The organism is Candidatus Rokuibacteriota bacterium (assembly GCA_030647435.1).
Classification (GTDB): Bacteria; Methylomirabilota; Methylomirabilia; order Rokubacteriales; family CSP1-6; genus AR37.
In genome coordinates, this window is sequence record JAUSJX010000137.1 from 1 (window position 1) to 12,847 (window position 12,847).

General features: G+C 68.2%; 16 protein-coding genes and 1 pseudogene. 9 read left to right on the plus strand and 8 right to left on the minus strand.

Going from position 1 to position 12,847, the window contains the following annotated elements; genetic code table 11:
- Window positions 1-150: 150 nt before the first annotated feature.
- A complete protein-coding gene (locus Q7W02_24135) occupies window positions 151-957 on the plus strand; it encodes an alpha/beta fold hydrolase (GenBank protein ID MDO8479223.1) in 807 nt (268 codons plus the stop codon).
- A 179-nt stretch (window positions 958-1,136) separates the two neighbouring features.
- On the opposite strand, the gene Q7W02_24140 is transcribed toward Q7W02_24135, so the two are convergent.
- The 3 genes and pseudogenes from Q7W02_24140 to Q7W02_24150 all read right to left on the minus strand — a co-directional run bounded on the left by Q7W02_24140 (window position 1,137) and on the right by Q7W02_24150 (window position 2,083).
- Window positions 1,137-1,469, minus strand: coding sequence for a cupin domain-containing protein (locus Q7W02_24140; protein MDO8479224.1), 333 nt, complete (start codon window positions 1,467-1,469; stop codon window positions 1,137-1,139).
- A 35-nt stretch (window positions 1,470-1,504) separates the two neighbouring features.
- Window positions 1,505-1,933: pseudogene (locus Q7W02_24145) on the minus strand (thioredoxin domain-containing protein).
- 12 nt (window positions 1,934-1,945) lie between these two features.
- Window positions 1,946-2,083, minus strand: coding sequence for a hypothetical protein (locus Q7W02_24150; GenBank protein ID MDO8479225.1), 138 nt, complete (start codon window positions 2,081-2,083; stop codon window positions 1,946-1,948).
- A gap of 90 nt (window positions 2,084-2,173) precedes the next feature.
- Here Q7W02_24150 and Q7W02_24155 point away from each other — a divergent pair, with 90 nt between their 5' ends.
- The gene (locus tag Q7W02_24155) at window positions 2,174-2,551 is read left to right on the plus strand and encodes a phage holin family protein (protein ID MDO8479226.1); all 378 of its coding nucleotides are present in this window, start codon (window positions 2,174-2,176) and stop codon (window positions 2,549-2,551) included.
- Window positions 2,552-2,596: 45 nt separating this feature from the next.
- Here the strand turns inward: Q7W02_24155 and Q7W02_24160 are convergent, their stop codons facing one another.
- The gene (locus Q7W02_24160) at window positions 2,597-3,358 is read right to left on the minus strand and encodes an NYN domain-containing protein (GenBank protein ID MDO8479227.1); all 762 of its coding nucleotides are present in this window, start codon (window positions 3,356-3,358) and stop codon (window positions 2,597-2,599) included.
- Between the two features lie 200 nt (window positions 3,359-3,558).
- Here Q7W02_24160 and Q7W02_24165 point away from each other — a divergent pair, with 200 nt between their 5' ends.
- The 5 genes from Q7W02_24165 to Q7W02_24185 are packed head-to-tail and all read left to right on the plus strand — an operon-like array spanning window position 3,559 to window position 7,020.
- Window positions 3,559-3,822 carry a hypothetical protein gene (locus tag Q7W02_24165; protein ID MDO8479228.1) on the plus strand — a complete coding sequence of 88 codons (264 nt, stop codon included), beginning with the start codon at window positions 3,559-3,561 and terminating at the stop codon, window positions 3,820-3,822.
- 15 nt (window positions 3,823-3,837) lie between these two features.
- Window positions 3,838-4,146 (plus strand): redoxin domain-containing protein, encoded by a 309-nt coding sequence (locus tag Q7W02_24170; GenBank protein MDO8479229.1) that lies wholly within the window; start codon window positions 3,838-3,840, stop codon window positions 4,144-4,146.
- Complete coding sequence (locus Q7W02_24175; protein ID MDO8479230.1) at window positions 4,143-5,639, plus strand: HAMP domain-containing sensor histidine kinase; 1,497 nt, start codon at window positions 4,143-4,145, stop codon at window positions 5,637-5,639. The genes Q7W02_24170 and Q7W02_24175 overlap by 4 nt, the downstream gene beginning before the upstream one ends.
- Before the next feature lie 2 nt (window positions 5,640-5,641).
- Window positions 5,642-6,319 (plus strand): response regulator transcription factor, encoded by a 678-nt coding sequence (locus tag Q7W02_24180; GenBank protein ID MDO8479231.1) that lies wholly within the window; start codon window positions 5,642-5,644, stop codon window positions 6,317-6,319.
- Window positions 6,320-6,378: 59 nt separating this feature from the next.
- Window positions 6,379-7,020 carry a sulfite oxidase-like oxidoreductase gene (locus tag Q7W02_24185; protein MDO8479232.1) on the plus strand — a complete coding sequence of 214 codons (642 nt, stop codon included), beginning with the start codon at window positions 6,379-6,381 and terminating at the stop codon, window positions 7,018-7,020.
- A gap of 195 nt (window positions 7,021-7,215) precedes the next feature.
- Here the strand turns inward: Q7W02_24185 and Q7W02_24190 are convergent, their stop codons facing one another.
- Genes Q7W02_24190 through Q7W02_24200 form a run of 3 tightly spaced genes read right to left on the minus strand, consistent with a single transcriptional unit; the run spans window position 7,216 to window position 10,104 of the window.
- The gene (locus Q7W02_24190; GenBank protein MDO8479233.1) at window positions 7,216-7,611 is read right to left on the minus strand and encodes a Rid family hydrolase; all 396 of its coding nucleotides are present in this window, start codon (window positions 7,609-7,611) and stop codon (window positions 7,216-7,218) included.
- Entirely contained in the window at window positions 7,608-8,774 is a 1,167-nt protein-coding gene (locus Q7W02_24195) for an MFS transporter (protein ID MDO8479234.1), read from the minus strand. Before Q7W02_24195 ends, Q7W02_24190 begins: the two co-directional genes overlap by 4 nt.
- A gap of 10 nt (window positions 8,775-8,784) precedes the next feature.
- Entirely contained in the window at window positions 8,785-10,104 is a 1,320-nt protein-coding gene (locus Q7W02_24200) for an adenylate/guanylate cyclase domain-containing protein (GenBank protein ID MDO8479235.1), read from the minus strand.
- Between the two features lie 213 nt (window positions 10,105-10,317).
- Between Q7W02_24200 and Q7W02_24205 the strand changes: the two genes are divergently transcribed.
- Together Q7W02_24205 and Q7W02_24210 are read left to right on the plus strand one after the other, a co-directional pair.
- Window positions 10,318-11,862 carry an altronate dehydratase family protein gene (locus Q7W02_24205; GenBank protein ID MDO8479236.1) on the plus strand — a complete coding sequence of 515 codons (1,545 nt, stop codon included), beginning with the start codon at window positions 10,318-10,320 and terminating at the stop codon, window positions 11,860-11,862.
- A 279-nt stretch (window positions 11,863-12,141) separates the two neighbouring features.
- Window positions 12,142-12,429 (plus strand): hypothetical protein, encoded by a 288-nt coding sequence (locus tag Q7W02_24210; GenBank protein MDO8479237.1) that lies wholly within the window; start codon window positions 12,142-12,144, stop codon window positions 12,427-12,429.
- Window positions 12,430-12,571: 142 nt separating this feature from the next.
- On the opposite strand, the gene Q7W02_24215 is transcribed toward Q7W02_24210, so the two are convergent.
- Window positions 12,572-12,709, minus strand: coding sequence for a hypothetical protein (locus Q7W02_24215; protein ID MDO8479238.1), 138 nt, complete (start codon window positions 12,707-12,709; stop codon window positions 12,572-12,574).
- Between the last annotated feature and the right edge of the window lie 138 nt (window positions 12,710-12,847).

The following is a 12,847-nucleotide window of genomic DNA, read 5'->3' on the forward strand; positions in this document are numbered from 1 at the left end:
GCATCCGAGCCTGCCGGCCTACATCCTCTCGGTGTTCTACGAGGGCGGGACGGCGGCCGGCGACTACGACGAGACCGTGCGCGCGAGCCTTTTCTGCCTGCTCAAGACACTGACCGACGCGCTCGACCTGGGGCGCGTCGAGGAGGCGTGATGCCGGATGTCACGGTTAACGGGGTCAGGCTCCACTACGACGAGGCGGGCTCGGGCCCCCCGGTGGTGTTCATCCACGCCTTCCCCGTCGGGCGGCGCATGTGGGAGCCGCAGCTGGCGGCGCTCGCCGCGAGGCACCGCGTGATCGCGTACGACGTGCGAGGCTTCGGGCTGTCGGAAGCGCCGCGCGAGTCGGAGCGTTACTCACCGGGCATCCCCGTCGAAGACGCCCGCGCGCTTCTCGAAGGCCTGGGCGCGGTCCCGGCGGCGGTGTGCGGGCTCAGCATGGGCGGCAACATCGCCGTCAATCTGGCTCTCGCTCACCCGCAGACCGTCTCCGCGTTGATCGCCTGCGACACGGGGGCGGGCTCGGAGGGCCCGGCGGCCTTCGCTGCGCGCTGCGAGGAGTACGCGGTCGCCGCCCAGCGAGGCATCGACGCGTTCGTCGAGGCCGCCTTCAGCTGGTCCGTGTTCGCCGACTACGGGGCTCAGGGGCCGGCTCAGGCCGCCCTGCTGCGTGAGCTCGTTCGTGCCCAGCCGCCCCACGGCATCGCGCTCACCGCGCGCCATGCCCTGGCGCCGCGCAAGCCCATCTATGCGCTCGAGGCCGGCTTGCGCGCGCTCCGAGTGCCGACCCTCGTCGTCTACGGCGAGCGGGACGAGGCGTGCGTGCAGACGTCCGAGTTCATGGGGCGGTCGATTCCGGGGTCGCAAGTGTGGAAGGTGCCGGGCGCCACGCACTTCGTCAACCTCGACGAGCCCGAGGCGTTCAACCGGACCCTGCTCGACTTCCTCGAAGGGTGTTGAACAGCCCTCAGCCTGCTCAAAAGGATCCGGATGCAAGGCGGCGCCCGAGGGGCGCAGGCCGGCGAGAAGGGTCCAGATGCGAGGCGGCGCCCGACGGCCGTACGCGAGGCGTACTCCCTGTACGTTGAGCGTGCGGCCGAGGGTGCCAACGAAGCAGATGGGCCCTTATTGGCGGCCTGCTAGACCGTCTCGGTCGGTCCTGAGATCACCGCGAAGACCAAAGCGCCAGCGGGGCTCGTGACCGTGTGCACGCAGCCCGGCGGCCGTCGAGCGTAGCTCCCGGCAGTGCAGACGCCCGTGTCGTCCGCAACTTCGCCTTCGAGCACCCAGATCTGCTCGTCGCCGATGTGGCGGTGACGCGCGATGACGGAGCCGGGCGTGTAGCGAATGAGGACGGCCTTGTGGCGGCCGTCGGCGTCCTCCCAGAGGGTTTTCCAGAAGACACCGGGCCGCCGCTCGACCCAAGGGACCTTGGCGCTGTCGACGAACAGGCTGACGGGAGGTGTGGTCATGCGGACTCTCCTCGATCCGGCTGCTTGGGATCCGGCTACTTGGCGCCGGTTTCCTTCAGCGCCTCCCGGATCGCCTCGCGAAAGGCTTCGATGGGCTGGGCGCCGACGAGCAGCGTGCCGTTGACCAGGAAGGTGGGCGTTCCCCTGAGACCGATCGCGCGGCCCTCGGCCACATCGGCCTCCACGTCCTTGCGGAGCCTGCCGGTGTCGATACAGGTGGTGAAGGCGGCGCGGTCGAGGTTGAGGCGGCCGGCGTAGCGGATGAGGTCGTCGCGCGAGAAGTCCGGCACGCTGAGATAGAGGAGATCGTGGTACTCCCAGAAAACGCCCTGCGATCCGGCGCAGCGCGCCGCCTCGGCCGCGGGGAGCGCGCCCGCGTGGGAGGACAGCGGGAAGTCCTTGTGGACGATACGCACCTTGCCCTTGAACTCCTGCAGCACCTGGCCCAGCACCTGCTGGGCGCGCTTGCAGTAGGGTCACTGGTAGTCGGCAAACTCCACGATGGTGACGGGCGCATCGGCGGCCCCGCGTGCGAGCGCTGGGTCGATGGTCACGCTGCGGGTCTCGGACGCGCAGGCCGCGCCCCAGAAGAGCGGAGCGCACAGGGACGCCACGAGCAATGGTCTATAATGGAATCGACGCACGGTCTGACCAGTATACGCCGAGACGCTCCGGGTTCGACGGCTCACCGAACGGAGGCGCAGATGGGATTCCTGGTGCGGGTAGCGGTCAACGCGCTCGCGATCATGCTCGCCGCGTCCATCCTGCCGGGTATCGGTGTGGACGGGATCGTCCCGGCGCTGGCCGCGGCCGTGCTCCTCGGCCTCGTCAACGCCTTCGTCCGGCCCGTCCTGCTGATCCTGACGCTGCCGATCACGCTCGTGACGCTCGGGCTCTTCCTGCTGGTGCTCAACGGGCTTTGCTTCTGGCTGGTGGCCTCGGTGGTCAAGGGCTTCCACGTGGCGGGCTTCGGCTCGGCCATGCTGGGCGCGCTCGCAGTCAGCGCTGTGAGCTGGATCGTCACGGCGCTCATCAGCGACAGCGGCAAGGTCGTGGTCATCACCAATCGACCGCCCGGCTGAGCCGGGAACTGCGCCCCGGCTCAGCCCGGCCGGCCGTGTCGCGCGCTACGCGGCTCTGCCTTCCTCGACCGAGGTGATGATGTAGGTCCCGCTCTTCGAGTCCTTCTCCAGCGTCACGATCTTCTGCTTCGCCGCTTCTTCCAGCAGCTTCGAGAAGGTCGAGTAGCCGTAGTAGGACTCGTTGAAGGCGGGGTTCTTCCGCTGCATGGTCTGCTTGACCATGGAGCCCCAGAGCGTGTCCTTGTTCTCGCGCTGGAGGGCCTGGATGGCCTCGATCAGCTGCGCCATCGCCTCCATCTTCTTCTCCGGCATCCCGCGGAGCGCCGTGGTCTTCTTCGAGTCGCGGATCAGGTCCTCGTAGAAGATGAACTCGTCGCAGTTGGCGACGAGCAGCTCCGACGAGGACGACTTGACCCCGAGCCCGATCACGTAGCGGTCGTTCTCCCGCAGCTTGGAGACCAGCGGCGAGAAGTCCGAATCGCCCGAGACCAGCGCGAAGCTGTCCACGTGGTGCTTGGCGTACGCCAGGTCCATGGCGTCCACGACCATGCGGATGTCCGCCGAGTTCTTGCCGCTGTAGCGGCTCTGGGGGACGTCGATCAGCTCGATGGCGTGCTCGTGGAAGGGGCGCTTGTACTCGGCGTAGCGATTCCAGTCCGCGTACGCCCGCTTGACCATGATCTTGCCCTTCTCGACGAGCCTCTCGAGGACCAGCTTGATCTCGAACTGCTTGTACTGCGCTTCCTTCACTCCCCGGACGATGTTCTCGAAATCCATGAACATCGCCAACTTCCTGTCATCGCTCATCCAATGCCTTTCCTGTTCGGGTGTTGCCCAATGGCGCCAGTGGTTCCGGGCGGGCCCATGCCCATCCTCTCGCCATTCATCATTATAGGGGCAGGGCGGGGCCTATCCAACCTCTAAGCCGGGGCGCCGGCGGGGCTCCGGAGGGTAGAATTGACAGGGGCGTGACACCCGAGCGCCCGGGAGGCGGTAGGCTCATGGCCATGAAGAGACTTTGGACGTGGATGCCGTTGGGGACGTGGATGCCGTTGGGGACGTGGACGGCGGTGGGGACGTGGATGGCGGCGGCGGGGCTCGTAGCGGCGCTCGCGTTCCTGGCCATGCCGCCCGGACCCGAGGCCTTCACGGCGCGGGCCGGGCAGCCCGCGCCCGAGATCACGGGCGGACCGTGGATCAACAGCGAGCCCCTCAGCATGGAGAAGCTGCGCGGACGAGTCGTGGCAGTGGAGTTCTGGACCTTCGGCTGATACAACTGCAAGAACGTGATCCCGCAGTTGCGGGACTGGCACGGGAAATACGAGAAGGACGGCCTGACCATCGTCGGCGTGCACGCCCCCGAGTTCACCTGGGAGCGGCCGTACGACAAAGTGGTCAAGGCGGCGAAAGACCTCAAGGTCGCCTACCCGGTAGTCCAGGACAACGAGTTCAGTATCTGGAACCGCTTCGGCAACCGCTACTGGCCGGCCCTGGTGTTAGTAGACAGGAAGGGCGTCGTCCGCTACACCCATATCGGTGAGGGCGACTACGAGGAGACCGAAGCGCTGATCAGGAAGCTGCTCGCGGAGAAGTGAACCGGGCCCGCCTCCTCATCTTCGGGGCGGTCATCGCCGCCACCGCCGTCCTGGCGGTGCTCGGCTATGTCTCGCTGCGCCAGTGGCAGGCCTCGGCCGAGCTCCTCTTTCGCGAGCAGGCGCGCGACATGGCCACCATGGCCGCCGAGAAGGTCGAGATGGCCATCCTCAAGACCGAGGAGGAGTGCCTCTCGAGCCTGCAGGTCATCCTGATGGAGCCCGCCTTCCGCGCCGAGTCCCTCGAGGCCTGGAGCCGCAAGAACCCCCTCTTCGACCGAGTCAGCCTGATGGACCGCCAGGGCCGCGTGCTCTACCCGCCGGGCGGCCCCGATGCCTACCCCGGCCTCCTGCTCGAGATTCCGCAGGGGCTCTGGGAGCGCGGCGGGCGCCGCCACCTCCTCGTGGGCGATCAGGTCGTGCTGGCCGCCGTCATGCCGGGGCCCTCCGGCGCTCCCGTCCTCGCCGCCCTGGGGCGCAGCGAAGAGGCGGTCAAGCGCGAGGTTCTGGCCAAAACCCTGGGCGGGCTCGAGGGGCCGAGCGTGCTCGCCGTGATAGACCGCGCCGACAACCAGGTGTACCCGTCGCGCCCGATCGACCGGGCGCAGCGCGTCCTCACCGTGGCGTTCGGCGAGGCGCTCCCCACCTGGCGCGTGGCCCTCTACCAGCCCGACGGCGTTTCGCCGGTCAGCGGCGTCAGGCGGCAGGCGATGCTCTTCACGGCGGCCTTCGCGCTGCTCCTGGTCGTGATCGCGCTGGGACTGGGCGCGACCTACCGCGTGGTCAGGCGCGAGTCCGAGATGGCAAGGCTCAAGTCCGACTTCGTCGCCAACGTCTCGCACGATCTCAAGACCCCGCTGTCGCTGATCCGCATGTTCGGCGAAACGCTCGAGCTCGGACGCGCCCCCGACGAGGCGACCCGGCGCGAATACTACGCCGTCATCACGCGGGAGAGCGAGAGGCTGACGCGGCTCATCGACAACGTGCTGGATTTCTCGCGCATCGAGAGCGGGCGCCAGCGCTACGACATCGCCCCGCACCCTGTCGAGCCCCTGGTCCACGACGTGATGGAGGCGTTCCGCTACCCGTTCGCCCAGCGGGGCTTCAAGGTGGACGTGGTGGTAGCGCCCGACCTGGCCGACGTGCCCATGGATCCCGTGGCCGTCAAGCAGGCGCTGGGCAACCTCGTGGATAACGCCATCAAGTACTCGGGCGAGCGCCGGCGGCTGGTCGTCGCCGCCCGGGCCGAGGGCGACCGGGTGGCCATCGAGGTCGCCGACGAGGGTATCGGCATCCCGGCGGGCGAGGTGGAGCGAATCTTCGAGAAGTTCTATCGCATCGGACGGAGTGAGACCCAGGGCAGCCGGGGCAGCGGGGTGGGCCTGGCGCTGGTCAAGCACATCGCGGAGGCCCACGGGGGCCGCGTGAGCGTCGAGAGCCGCCTGGGCGAGGGCAGCCGCTTCACTCTTTATTTGCCGGTGGCCCGAGAGGACTAAAGGTGCCGCGGATTCTGATCGTGGACGACGAGCCGGAGATGGTGCGGGGGCTCGAGGACAACCTGCGCTTCGAGGGCTACCAGACGCTGTCGGCGACGGACGGCCGGCGCGGGCTCGCCCTGGCGTTGTCCGAGGCGCCCGACCTGGTCCTCCTCGACATCATGATGCCCGGCATGAGCGGCTGGGATGTCTGCCGCGAGCTCCGCGCGAAGGGTCTCGACATCCCGGTGATCATGCTCACGGCCCGGGGCGAGGAGGCCGACCGCGTGCAGGGGCTCGAGCTGGGCGCCGACGACTACGTCACCAAGCCGTTCGGCCTGCGGGAGCTCATGGCGCGCATTCGCGCGGTGCTGAGGCGTCCCGGGCCCAGGCAGAAGTTCGAGGAGTTCGCGTTCGGGGACGTGCGGATCCGGCTGCGAGGCCGGCAGATCTTCCGGGCGGGCAAGGAGGTGCGGCTCACGCGCAAGGAGTTCGACCTCCTGCGCTACCTCGTCGAGCACCGCGACGAGGTCATCACGCGCGACAGGCTGCTCGACGAGGTCTGGGGGTACGAGCAGTTCCCGACGACACGGACCGTGGACACGCACATTCTCCGGCTCAGGCAGAAGTTCGAGGACGACCCCGAGCACCCCGCCTACATCCTGACCGTCCACGGCCAGGGCTACCGCTTCGCGGGCTAGGTGTGGGATGCTAGGCCGCAGGATCGACTCCCCAACAGGATCGACTCCAAGGAGCGGTCATGAGCGCGAACTCAGAAGATCTGGCGAAGCGGACTCCCCCAGGCCAGTCGTTGACCACCAAGTGGCCGGTGCTGACCTATGGGCTGACGCCCAAGTTCAACCCGAAGACCTGGACCTTCCGCTGCTTCGGCCTCGTGGATGAGGAGGTGGCGTGGACGTGGGACGAGTTCCTCGCGCTCCCGCGCACGGAGGTCCACTGCGACATCCATTGCGTGACGCGCTGGTCGCGGCTCGACAACCGCTTCGAGGGCGTCCACATCCGCGAGATCATGAAGCGCGTGCGCCTCAAGCCCGAGGCCAAGTTCGTCATGATCCACGCCGACCCCGACTACACGACGAACCTGCCGCTCGACGATCTCGTGGACGACGACGTGGTGCTGGCGCTCACGCACGACGGCAAGGACCTCGAGCCCGACCACGGCGGGCCACTGCGGCTCGTCGTCCCCAAGCTCTACTTCTGGAAGAGCGCCAAGTGGCTCCGCGGGTTCGAGTTCCTCGACGTCAACCCGCCCGGATTCTGGGAGGTCAACGGCTACCACATGCACGCCGACCCCTGGAAGGACGAGCGCTACTCCGACCAGGAGACGCGCGCGATGCAGCAGATGCGCGCCGAGGTCGCCCGCAAGCTCCGCTCCAAGTAGCAGGCGGCTGAAAAGGGCCCATCTGCTTCGTTGGCGCCCTCGGCCGCACGCTCAACGTACAGGGAGTACGCCTCGCGTGCGGATCGACTCAGCCCTCGTCTCGCGTCGGCCGGCGGCCGCCGCTCATCTCGAACGGCGGGGCGCCGCCTCGCATCTGGACCCTTTTGAGCCGCCTACTGGTCTTTCTGCTTCTCGCTAAGGCTTTCCAGCGCCAAGCACGCCGATCGCCTCGACCTCGACGAGGAACTCCGGCGCGGCCAGGGCCCGGACCTCGACGAGCGTCGAGACGGGGAAGTCGCCGGTAAAGGCCTCGCGGCGCGCCTTCCACACTTCCTCGCGCCGCTTGATGTCCGTCACGAAGATCACGACCTTGACGAGGTCGTCTATGGTCCCGCCGGCCGCCTCCATCAGGTGCTTGATCTTGGTGAAGATGGCCTGGGCCTGGGCGTACATGCTGTCGCCGCCCACGAGGCCCGCCGGCCCCCGGGCGACCATCCCGGCGATGAACACCTGGTTGCCGACGACGAGACAGTTGGACCACGTCTGGGGCGGCGGGTCGGGCACGTGCGGGCTCGAGATCTTCTTCTTCATGATGTCTCCCTTCGATCGGATAGGGGTTTCCAGCGGCTCACAGCGAGGGCGGCGCCTGTGACTGACACGGCGGCCGCGGTGAGGAACATGACGGGGAAGCTCGAGCGCGCGAGCACCGCGCCGAAGCCGATGGCGCCCGTGGCGATGCCGAGCTCGAACGCGGTGTAAAAGGTCCCCAGGGCCTTGCCCCGCTCGTCCGGGGGCACGAGGTCTGCGGCCCAGGCCATGGTCGCGGGCTGGGTCGCGCCCAGCCCGAGCCCGTAGAGCGCGCCGGCCGCCGCCAAGGCCGCCATCCCTCCGCCCGAGGCCAGCACCACCAGGGCGATGGCCGCCACCACGAGACCCGCCGCGGCTACGGGGGCGCGGCCCACGCGGTCCGAGACCGATCCCGCGTAGCCTCTCGCCAGCGCGATGACGGCCGCCATCACGAGGAAGAAGACGCCGGGGTTCGCGCCGCGCGACTGCGCGTAGATCGCGAGGAAGGCGATCTGGGCGCCGTAGGTCGTCATGAGACAGAAGACGACGACGCAGGGGAGGGCGACAGCCCGGCTCAGGAGAGAGCCCCACGCAAAGCGCGAGGCGACGCGGGTGAGAAGGGTCTCTCTGTTCGCCGCGGTCAGGACAAGGGCGGAGAGCGCCACGGACGCCGAGACGTGGAACAGCGCATCGAAGCCCCAGCGGTCCATGACCCAGATGGCGCAGAGAGGGCCCATGGCCAGCGCCACGCTGCCGGCGGCGCCCCAGAAGCCCATGGCCTCGCCCCGGCGGGCGGGCGGTGAGAGATCGGCGACCATCGCCGCGCCGGCGGCCGGGTAGAAGCCCATGCCCGCCCCGTGCAGGAGCCGGACACCAAGCAGCGCGCCGACGGTCCGGCTCCATGGGTAGAGCAGCGTCGAGACGAGGAAGAGCGTGGCCCCCGCCAGCAGGACGGGCTTGCGTCCCCGCCGGTCGGCGCCCCAACCGGCCAGTGGTTTGATAACCATGGACGAGACCGCGAAGAACCCGATGATCAACCCGATCTGCCCCTCGGGGATCTCGAGCATCCGCGCGTAGAGCGGCAGAACCGGCAGCAGGAGATAGAACGAGAGGTAGAAGGTGAAGGAGCTCGACCACAAGAGCAGGAACTGCGGCGACGCGATCCGGGTGCCGCCACCTGAGGTCAACTGGCCCGCGTCACCGCGTAGAGCCGCCACTCGCCGGGACGCCCTTGAGCGTGTGGGCGCCCCGCTCCTCGAAGCCGAGCCCCGAGCCGGCGACGAGGTCCTTGACGGTGCTGGACACGAGGATCTCGCCTGCTCGGGCGAGCGAGGCGACCCGGGCGCCGATGTGGACGGCGATGCCGCCGACCTTGCCGCCGATGACCTCGCACTCGCCCGTGTGGAGCCCCGCGCGGATCTCGATGCCGAGAGAGCGGACGCCGGCCGTGATGGCTGCCGCGCACCGGATGGCTCGGGCCGGGCCGTCGAAGGCCGCGAAGAAGCCGTCGCCCGCCGTGTCGATCTCGCGGCCGCGGAAGCGGGCCAGCTCCCGCCGCGCGAGGGCGTAATAGCCATCAAGCAGGTCGCGCCACTTCCGGTCGCCCAGCGCCGCGGCGCGCTCCGTCGAGCCCACGATGTCGGTGAAGAGCACCGTCGCCAGCACCCGGTCGGCCTCGGCCGCGTGCCGCGTGCCAGTCAGAAACTCTTCGACCTCGTCGATGATCTGGTCGCTGTTGAAAAATGGCAGGTGATCGTCGCCCGGCAGCTCGGCAAGCCGCGCGCCTGGGATGCGCTCGGCGAGGTACCGTCCCTGCTCGACCCGCGTGAGGCGGTCGCCCGTCCTGTGGATTACGAGGGTGGGCACGCGGACGATAGGCAGCACGTGCCGTACGTCGATCTCCATATTCATCCTCATGACGCTGACGGCGGTGCCCGGACTCCCGGCGAGGCGCAGGTAGTTGGCCCACCAGTGGCGAAAGCGCTCGCCGCCGGCCATGCTCGGCACCCAGATCTCGACGCCGACGGGCCCGCCCCACTCGCGCTCCATGGTCTCGATGATGCGGCCCATCTCCTCGTCCGTGCGCCCGAAGGGATGATCGGGCGCCCACGCCCGGCGTGCGTATGAGCCGTACAGCACGAGCGCTGATGTGCGCTCGGGATACGTCGCGGCAAAGAGCAGCGACATCGGCCCACCTTCCGAGATACCGAAGAGCGCCGCGCGCTCAGAGCCCACGGCGTCCATGACGGCCCGCACGTCGTCCATGCGTTGCTCGAGCGTCGGGATGCCGCCGACCCGGTCGGAGAGCCCAGTGCCGCGCTTGTCGAAGCGGATCAGACGGGAGAAGGAGGACAGACGCTCGAAGAAGCGGGCCGACTCAGGATGCTCCCACTGGTATTCGAGGTGGGACACGAACCCGGGCACAAAGACGAGGTCCAGCGGCCCGGTGCCCGTCACCTGGTAGGCGATGTGGAGGTCGCCGCTCTTCGCGTATTGGGTCTTGGGTGGTGAAGGCATGGGGCGGTGCCAAGAATATGGACGGCCAAGGGGAAGCGGTCAAGTCGGCGGCCCCCTCACCCTACCCTCTCCCCCGGTGGGGGAGAGGGGGAAGTTGGGCGGTGGGGGAGAGGGGAATGGGGGGAGAGGAAGTGCAGAAAGGGGAAGGTCGTTGCAAAGGCCGCGCGCGGCCTGTAGATTCTGCTGCATACCGGAGCCGCCAAGGAGGTGTCCATGGCAACACACGCGATCACTGATGTCGCCATCGTGCTCAACCCCGGGGACGATGTCGCCATCGCGAAGAAGGAGATCCCCGCCGGCACTGTCCTCGAGGACGCGGGCGGGCGCATCGAGGTCCGCCAGGACATCCGCCCGGGGCACAAGGTGGCGCGGCGCGCGCGTAGCCTGGGCGAAGAGGTGCGTCGCTACGGGCAGGTCATCGGCTTCGCAACGGCCGACATCGCTGTCGGTGATCACGTCCACACCCAGAACCTGGCCGTGGGCGACCTCCACCGCGAGTACGAGATCGGCACCGACGTGCGTCCGGTGAGCTTCTACCCGCCTGACAAGATGCGCTATTTCGACGGCTACCTTCGCGAGGACGGGCGCGTCGGCACGCGCAACTATGTCGCCATCATCTCCGGCGTCAACTGCTCGGCCAGCGTGAGCCAGTTCGTCAAGGACAAGTTCCGCGACGTATCCAAGGACTACCCGAACATCGACGGTGTCCTCGCCGTCACGCACAAGTCGGGCTGCGGTACCGAGCTTTTCGGCGAGGACCACATGGCGCTCCAGCGCGTCCTGGCGGGCTACGCCAAGCACCCCAACGTCGCCGCCTACATCCTGATCGGGCTCGGCTGCGAGGTCAACCAGGCCGCCGTCATGGTGGACAAGCAGCGCATGGCGGCGCCCGGGCATCCCGAGCGCAAGCCGATGGTCATCAATATCCAGGAGGCGGGCGGCATCAAGAAGACCGTCGAGAAGGCCGCGGCCGAGGTCGCCAAGCTCCTGCCCATGGCGAACGCCGCCAAGCGGTCGAAGCAGCCGGTATCCGAGATCACGCTGGCGACCAATTGCGGCGGCTCCGACAGCAACAGCGGCATTACCGCCAACCCCGCGCTCGGCTGGGCGGTGGACGAGCTGGTGCGCTACGGCGGCACCGGCGTGCTGGCGGAGACGCCCGAGATCTACGGCGCCGAGCATTTGCTTATCCGGCGTGCCGTGAGCGAAGGCGTCGCCAAAAAGCTCATCGACCGCTACAAGTGGTGGGAGTGGTACTGCCGCGGCATCGAGCGCATGGACAACAATCCCGCGCCCGGCAACAAGGCGGGCGGCATCACCACGGTGTTCGAGAAGTCGCTGGGCGGCGTCACCAAGGGCGGGACTACACCCATGATGGACGTCTTCCTCTACGGCGAGCCCATCACCACGCGCGGCTTCGTTTTCATGGACACGCCGGGTCACGATCCGGTGTCCATCACGGGCCTCGTGGCGGGCGGCTGCAACCTGATCTGCTTCACAACGGGCCGCGGCTCGGTTTTCGGCTGCAAGCCCGTGCCCTCGATCAAGCTCGCGACCAATTCGCTCATGTACCGCCACATGCAGGAGGACATGGACATAAACTGCGGCGTCATCCTCGAGGGCACGCCGCTCCCGGAAGTCGGGCGGCAGATCTTCGAGGAGATCGTGGCGGTCGCCTCCGGTAAGCGCTCCAAGAGCGAGCTCTCCGGCGTCGGCGAAGAGGAGTTCGCCCCCTGGATCATCGGGCCGGTAATGTAGGGGGAGCCGCAGCCGCAGGCGAGGCGACCACAAGATGAGCGCAGGGGGAGCCGCAGCCGCAGGCGAGGCGACCACAAGATGAGCGCAGGGGGAGCCGCAGCCCGTTTGGGGAGCCGCAGCCGAAGGCGAGGCGACCACGGCGACAGCGAGGCGACCACATGGACAACGAGGTGGATGAAGTCCAGAAATGTTGGCGACAACGCCGAGGCCCCGGTTATCATGATCGGCGGTAGGCGGCGGACCTGATCCTGAGGATGTAGGCAGCCTAAGGGGGAGCGGATGGCGGGACGTCCTGGGATGTACCGCGGCGACCGGCGACGGAAGGAAGACGCGCGCAAGGCCAAGCAGGAGGCCAAGAAGGCGCGCAAGGCGGAGCGGAAGGAGACCGGCGAGTCGGGCCCGGAGATGGGCGAGGCCGCCGAGGCGCTCGGTCAGGGCGCGGTGGAGTGGGTGTGGTTCTCGCCCAGCAAGGGACGTACCCTCACGACCTCCTCAGCCGAGGCTCCCAACGTGCCCAGCATTGACGACTGGACCTTGGTCAGCGGGCCCCCGGCCCAGCAGTCCTAGCAGCCGCTCGTTTACGGTTGAATAAGCCGGCCGCCGCCTTGCCGGGGGCCGGTATTGGTGAGCCCGTCACACCGTAGCGGTCCCACAGGCGAAGGCCGTGGCGACCCGGTGCCCGCCGGGGCCCTGGGTAAAAGCGGCGGGATTAGAAGCGGCGATCCCGGCGCGAGTTGACGCGGGCGTAAGCCGCGCGGCTGAGCGGCAGGATCCAGAAGAACGGCACCACGAGCGTTCCCACCACCATCCAGAACTCCTGCCTCATGTACCAGGGTGCTCGTGTCATGCGCCGTCTCCTCGCTGTCGTCGTTGTCGGTTGCGCCCTGCTTGCCTTTGTACAGAGCAAAGCTGGTGCCAGCGGCCCGGATCGGCGTAAACGCAGAAATTCACGAGGCTAAAGCGCGTGTTCGTACGCTGACACACG

Excerpts from the sequence above, each read along its gene's own strand:
- Q7W02_24165 (MDO8479228.1), top strand. The coding sequence starts at position 3,559 with ATGAAGAGACTTTGGACGTGGATGCCGTTGGGGACGTGGATGCCGTTG.
- Q7W02_24185 (MDO8479232.1), top strand. The coding sequence starts at position 6,379 with ATGAGCGCGAACTCAGAAGATCTGGCGAAGCGGACTCCCCCAGGCCAG.
- Q7W02_24210 (MDO8479237.1), top strand. The coding sequence starts at position 12,142 with ATGGCGGGACGTCCTGGGATGTACCGCGGCGACCGGCGACGGAAGGAA.
- Q7W02_24160 (MDO8479227.1), bottom strand. The coding sequence starts at position 3,358 with ATGAGCGATGACAGGAAGTTGGCGATGTTCATGGATTTCGAGAACATC.
- Q7W02_24190 (MDO8479233.1), bottom strand. The coding sequence starts at position 7,611 with ATGAAGAAGAAGATCTCGAGCCCGCACGTGCCCGACCCGCCGCCCCAG.
- Q7W02_24205 (MDO8479236.1), top strand. The coding sequence starts at position 10,318 with ATGGCAACACACGCGATCACTGATGTCGCCATCGTGCTCAACCCCGGG.
- Q7W02_24200 (MDO8479235.1), bottom strand. The coding sequence starts at position 10,104 with ATGCCTTCACCACCCAAGACCCAATACGCGAAGAGCGGCGACCTCCAC.
- Q7W02_24135 (MDO8479223.1), top strand. The coding sequence starts at position 151 with ATGCCGGATGTCACGGTTAACGGGGTCAGGCTCCACTACGACGAGGCG.
- Q7W02_24155 (MDO8479226.1), top strand. The coding sequence starts at position 2,174 with ATGGGATTCCTGGTGCGGGTAGCGGTCAACGCGCTCGCGATCATGCTC.
- Q7W02_24140 (MDO8479224.1), bottom strand. The coding sequence starts at position 1,469 with ATGACCACACCTCCCGTCAGCCTGTTCGTCGACAGCGCCAAGGTCCCT.
- Q7W02_24215 (MDO8479238.1), bottom strand. The coding sequence starts at position 12,709 with ATGACACGAGCACCCTGGTACATGAGGCAGGAGTTCTGGATGGTGGTG.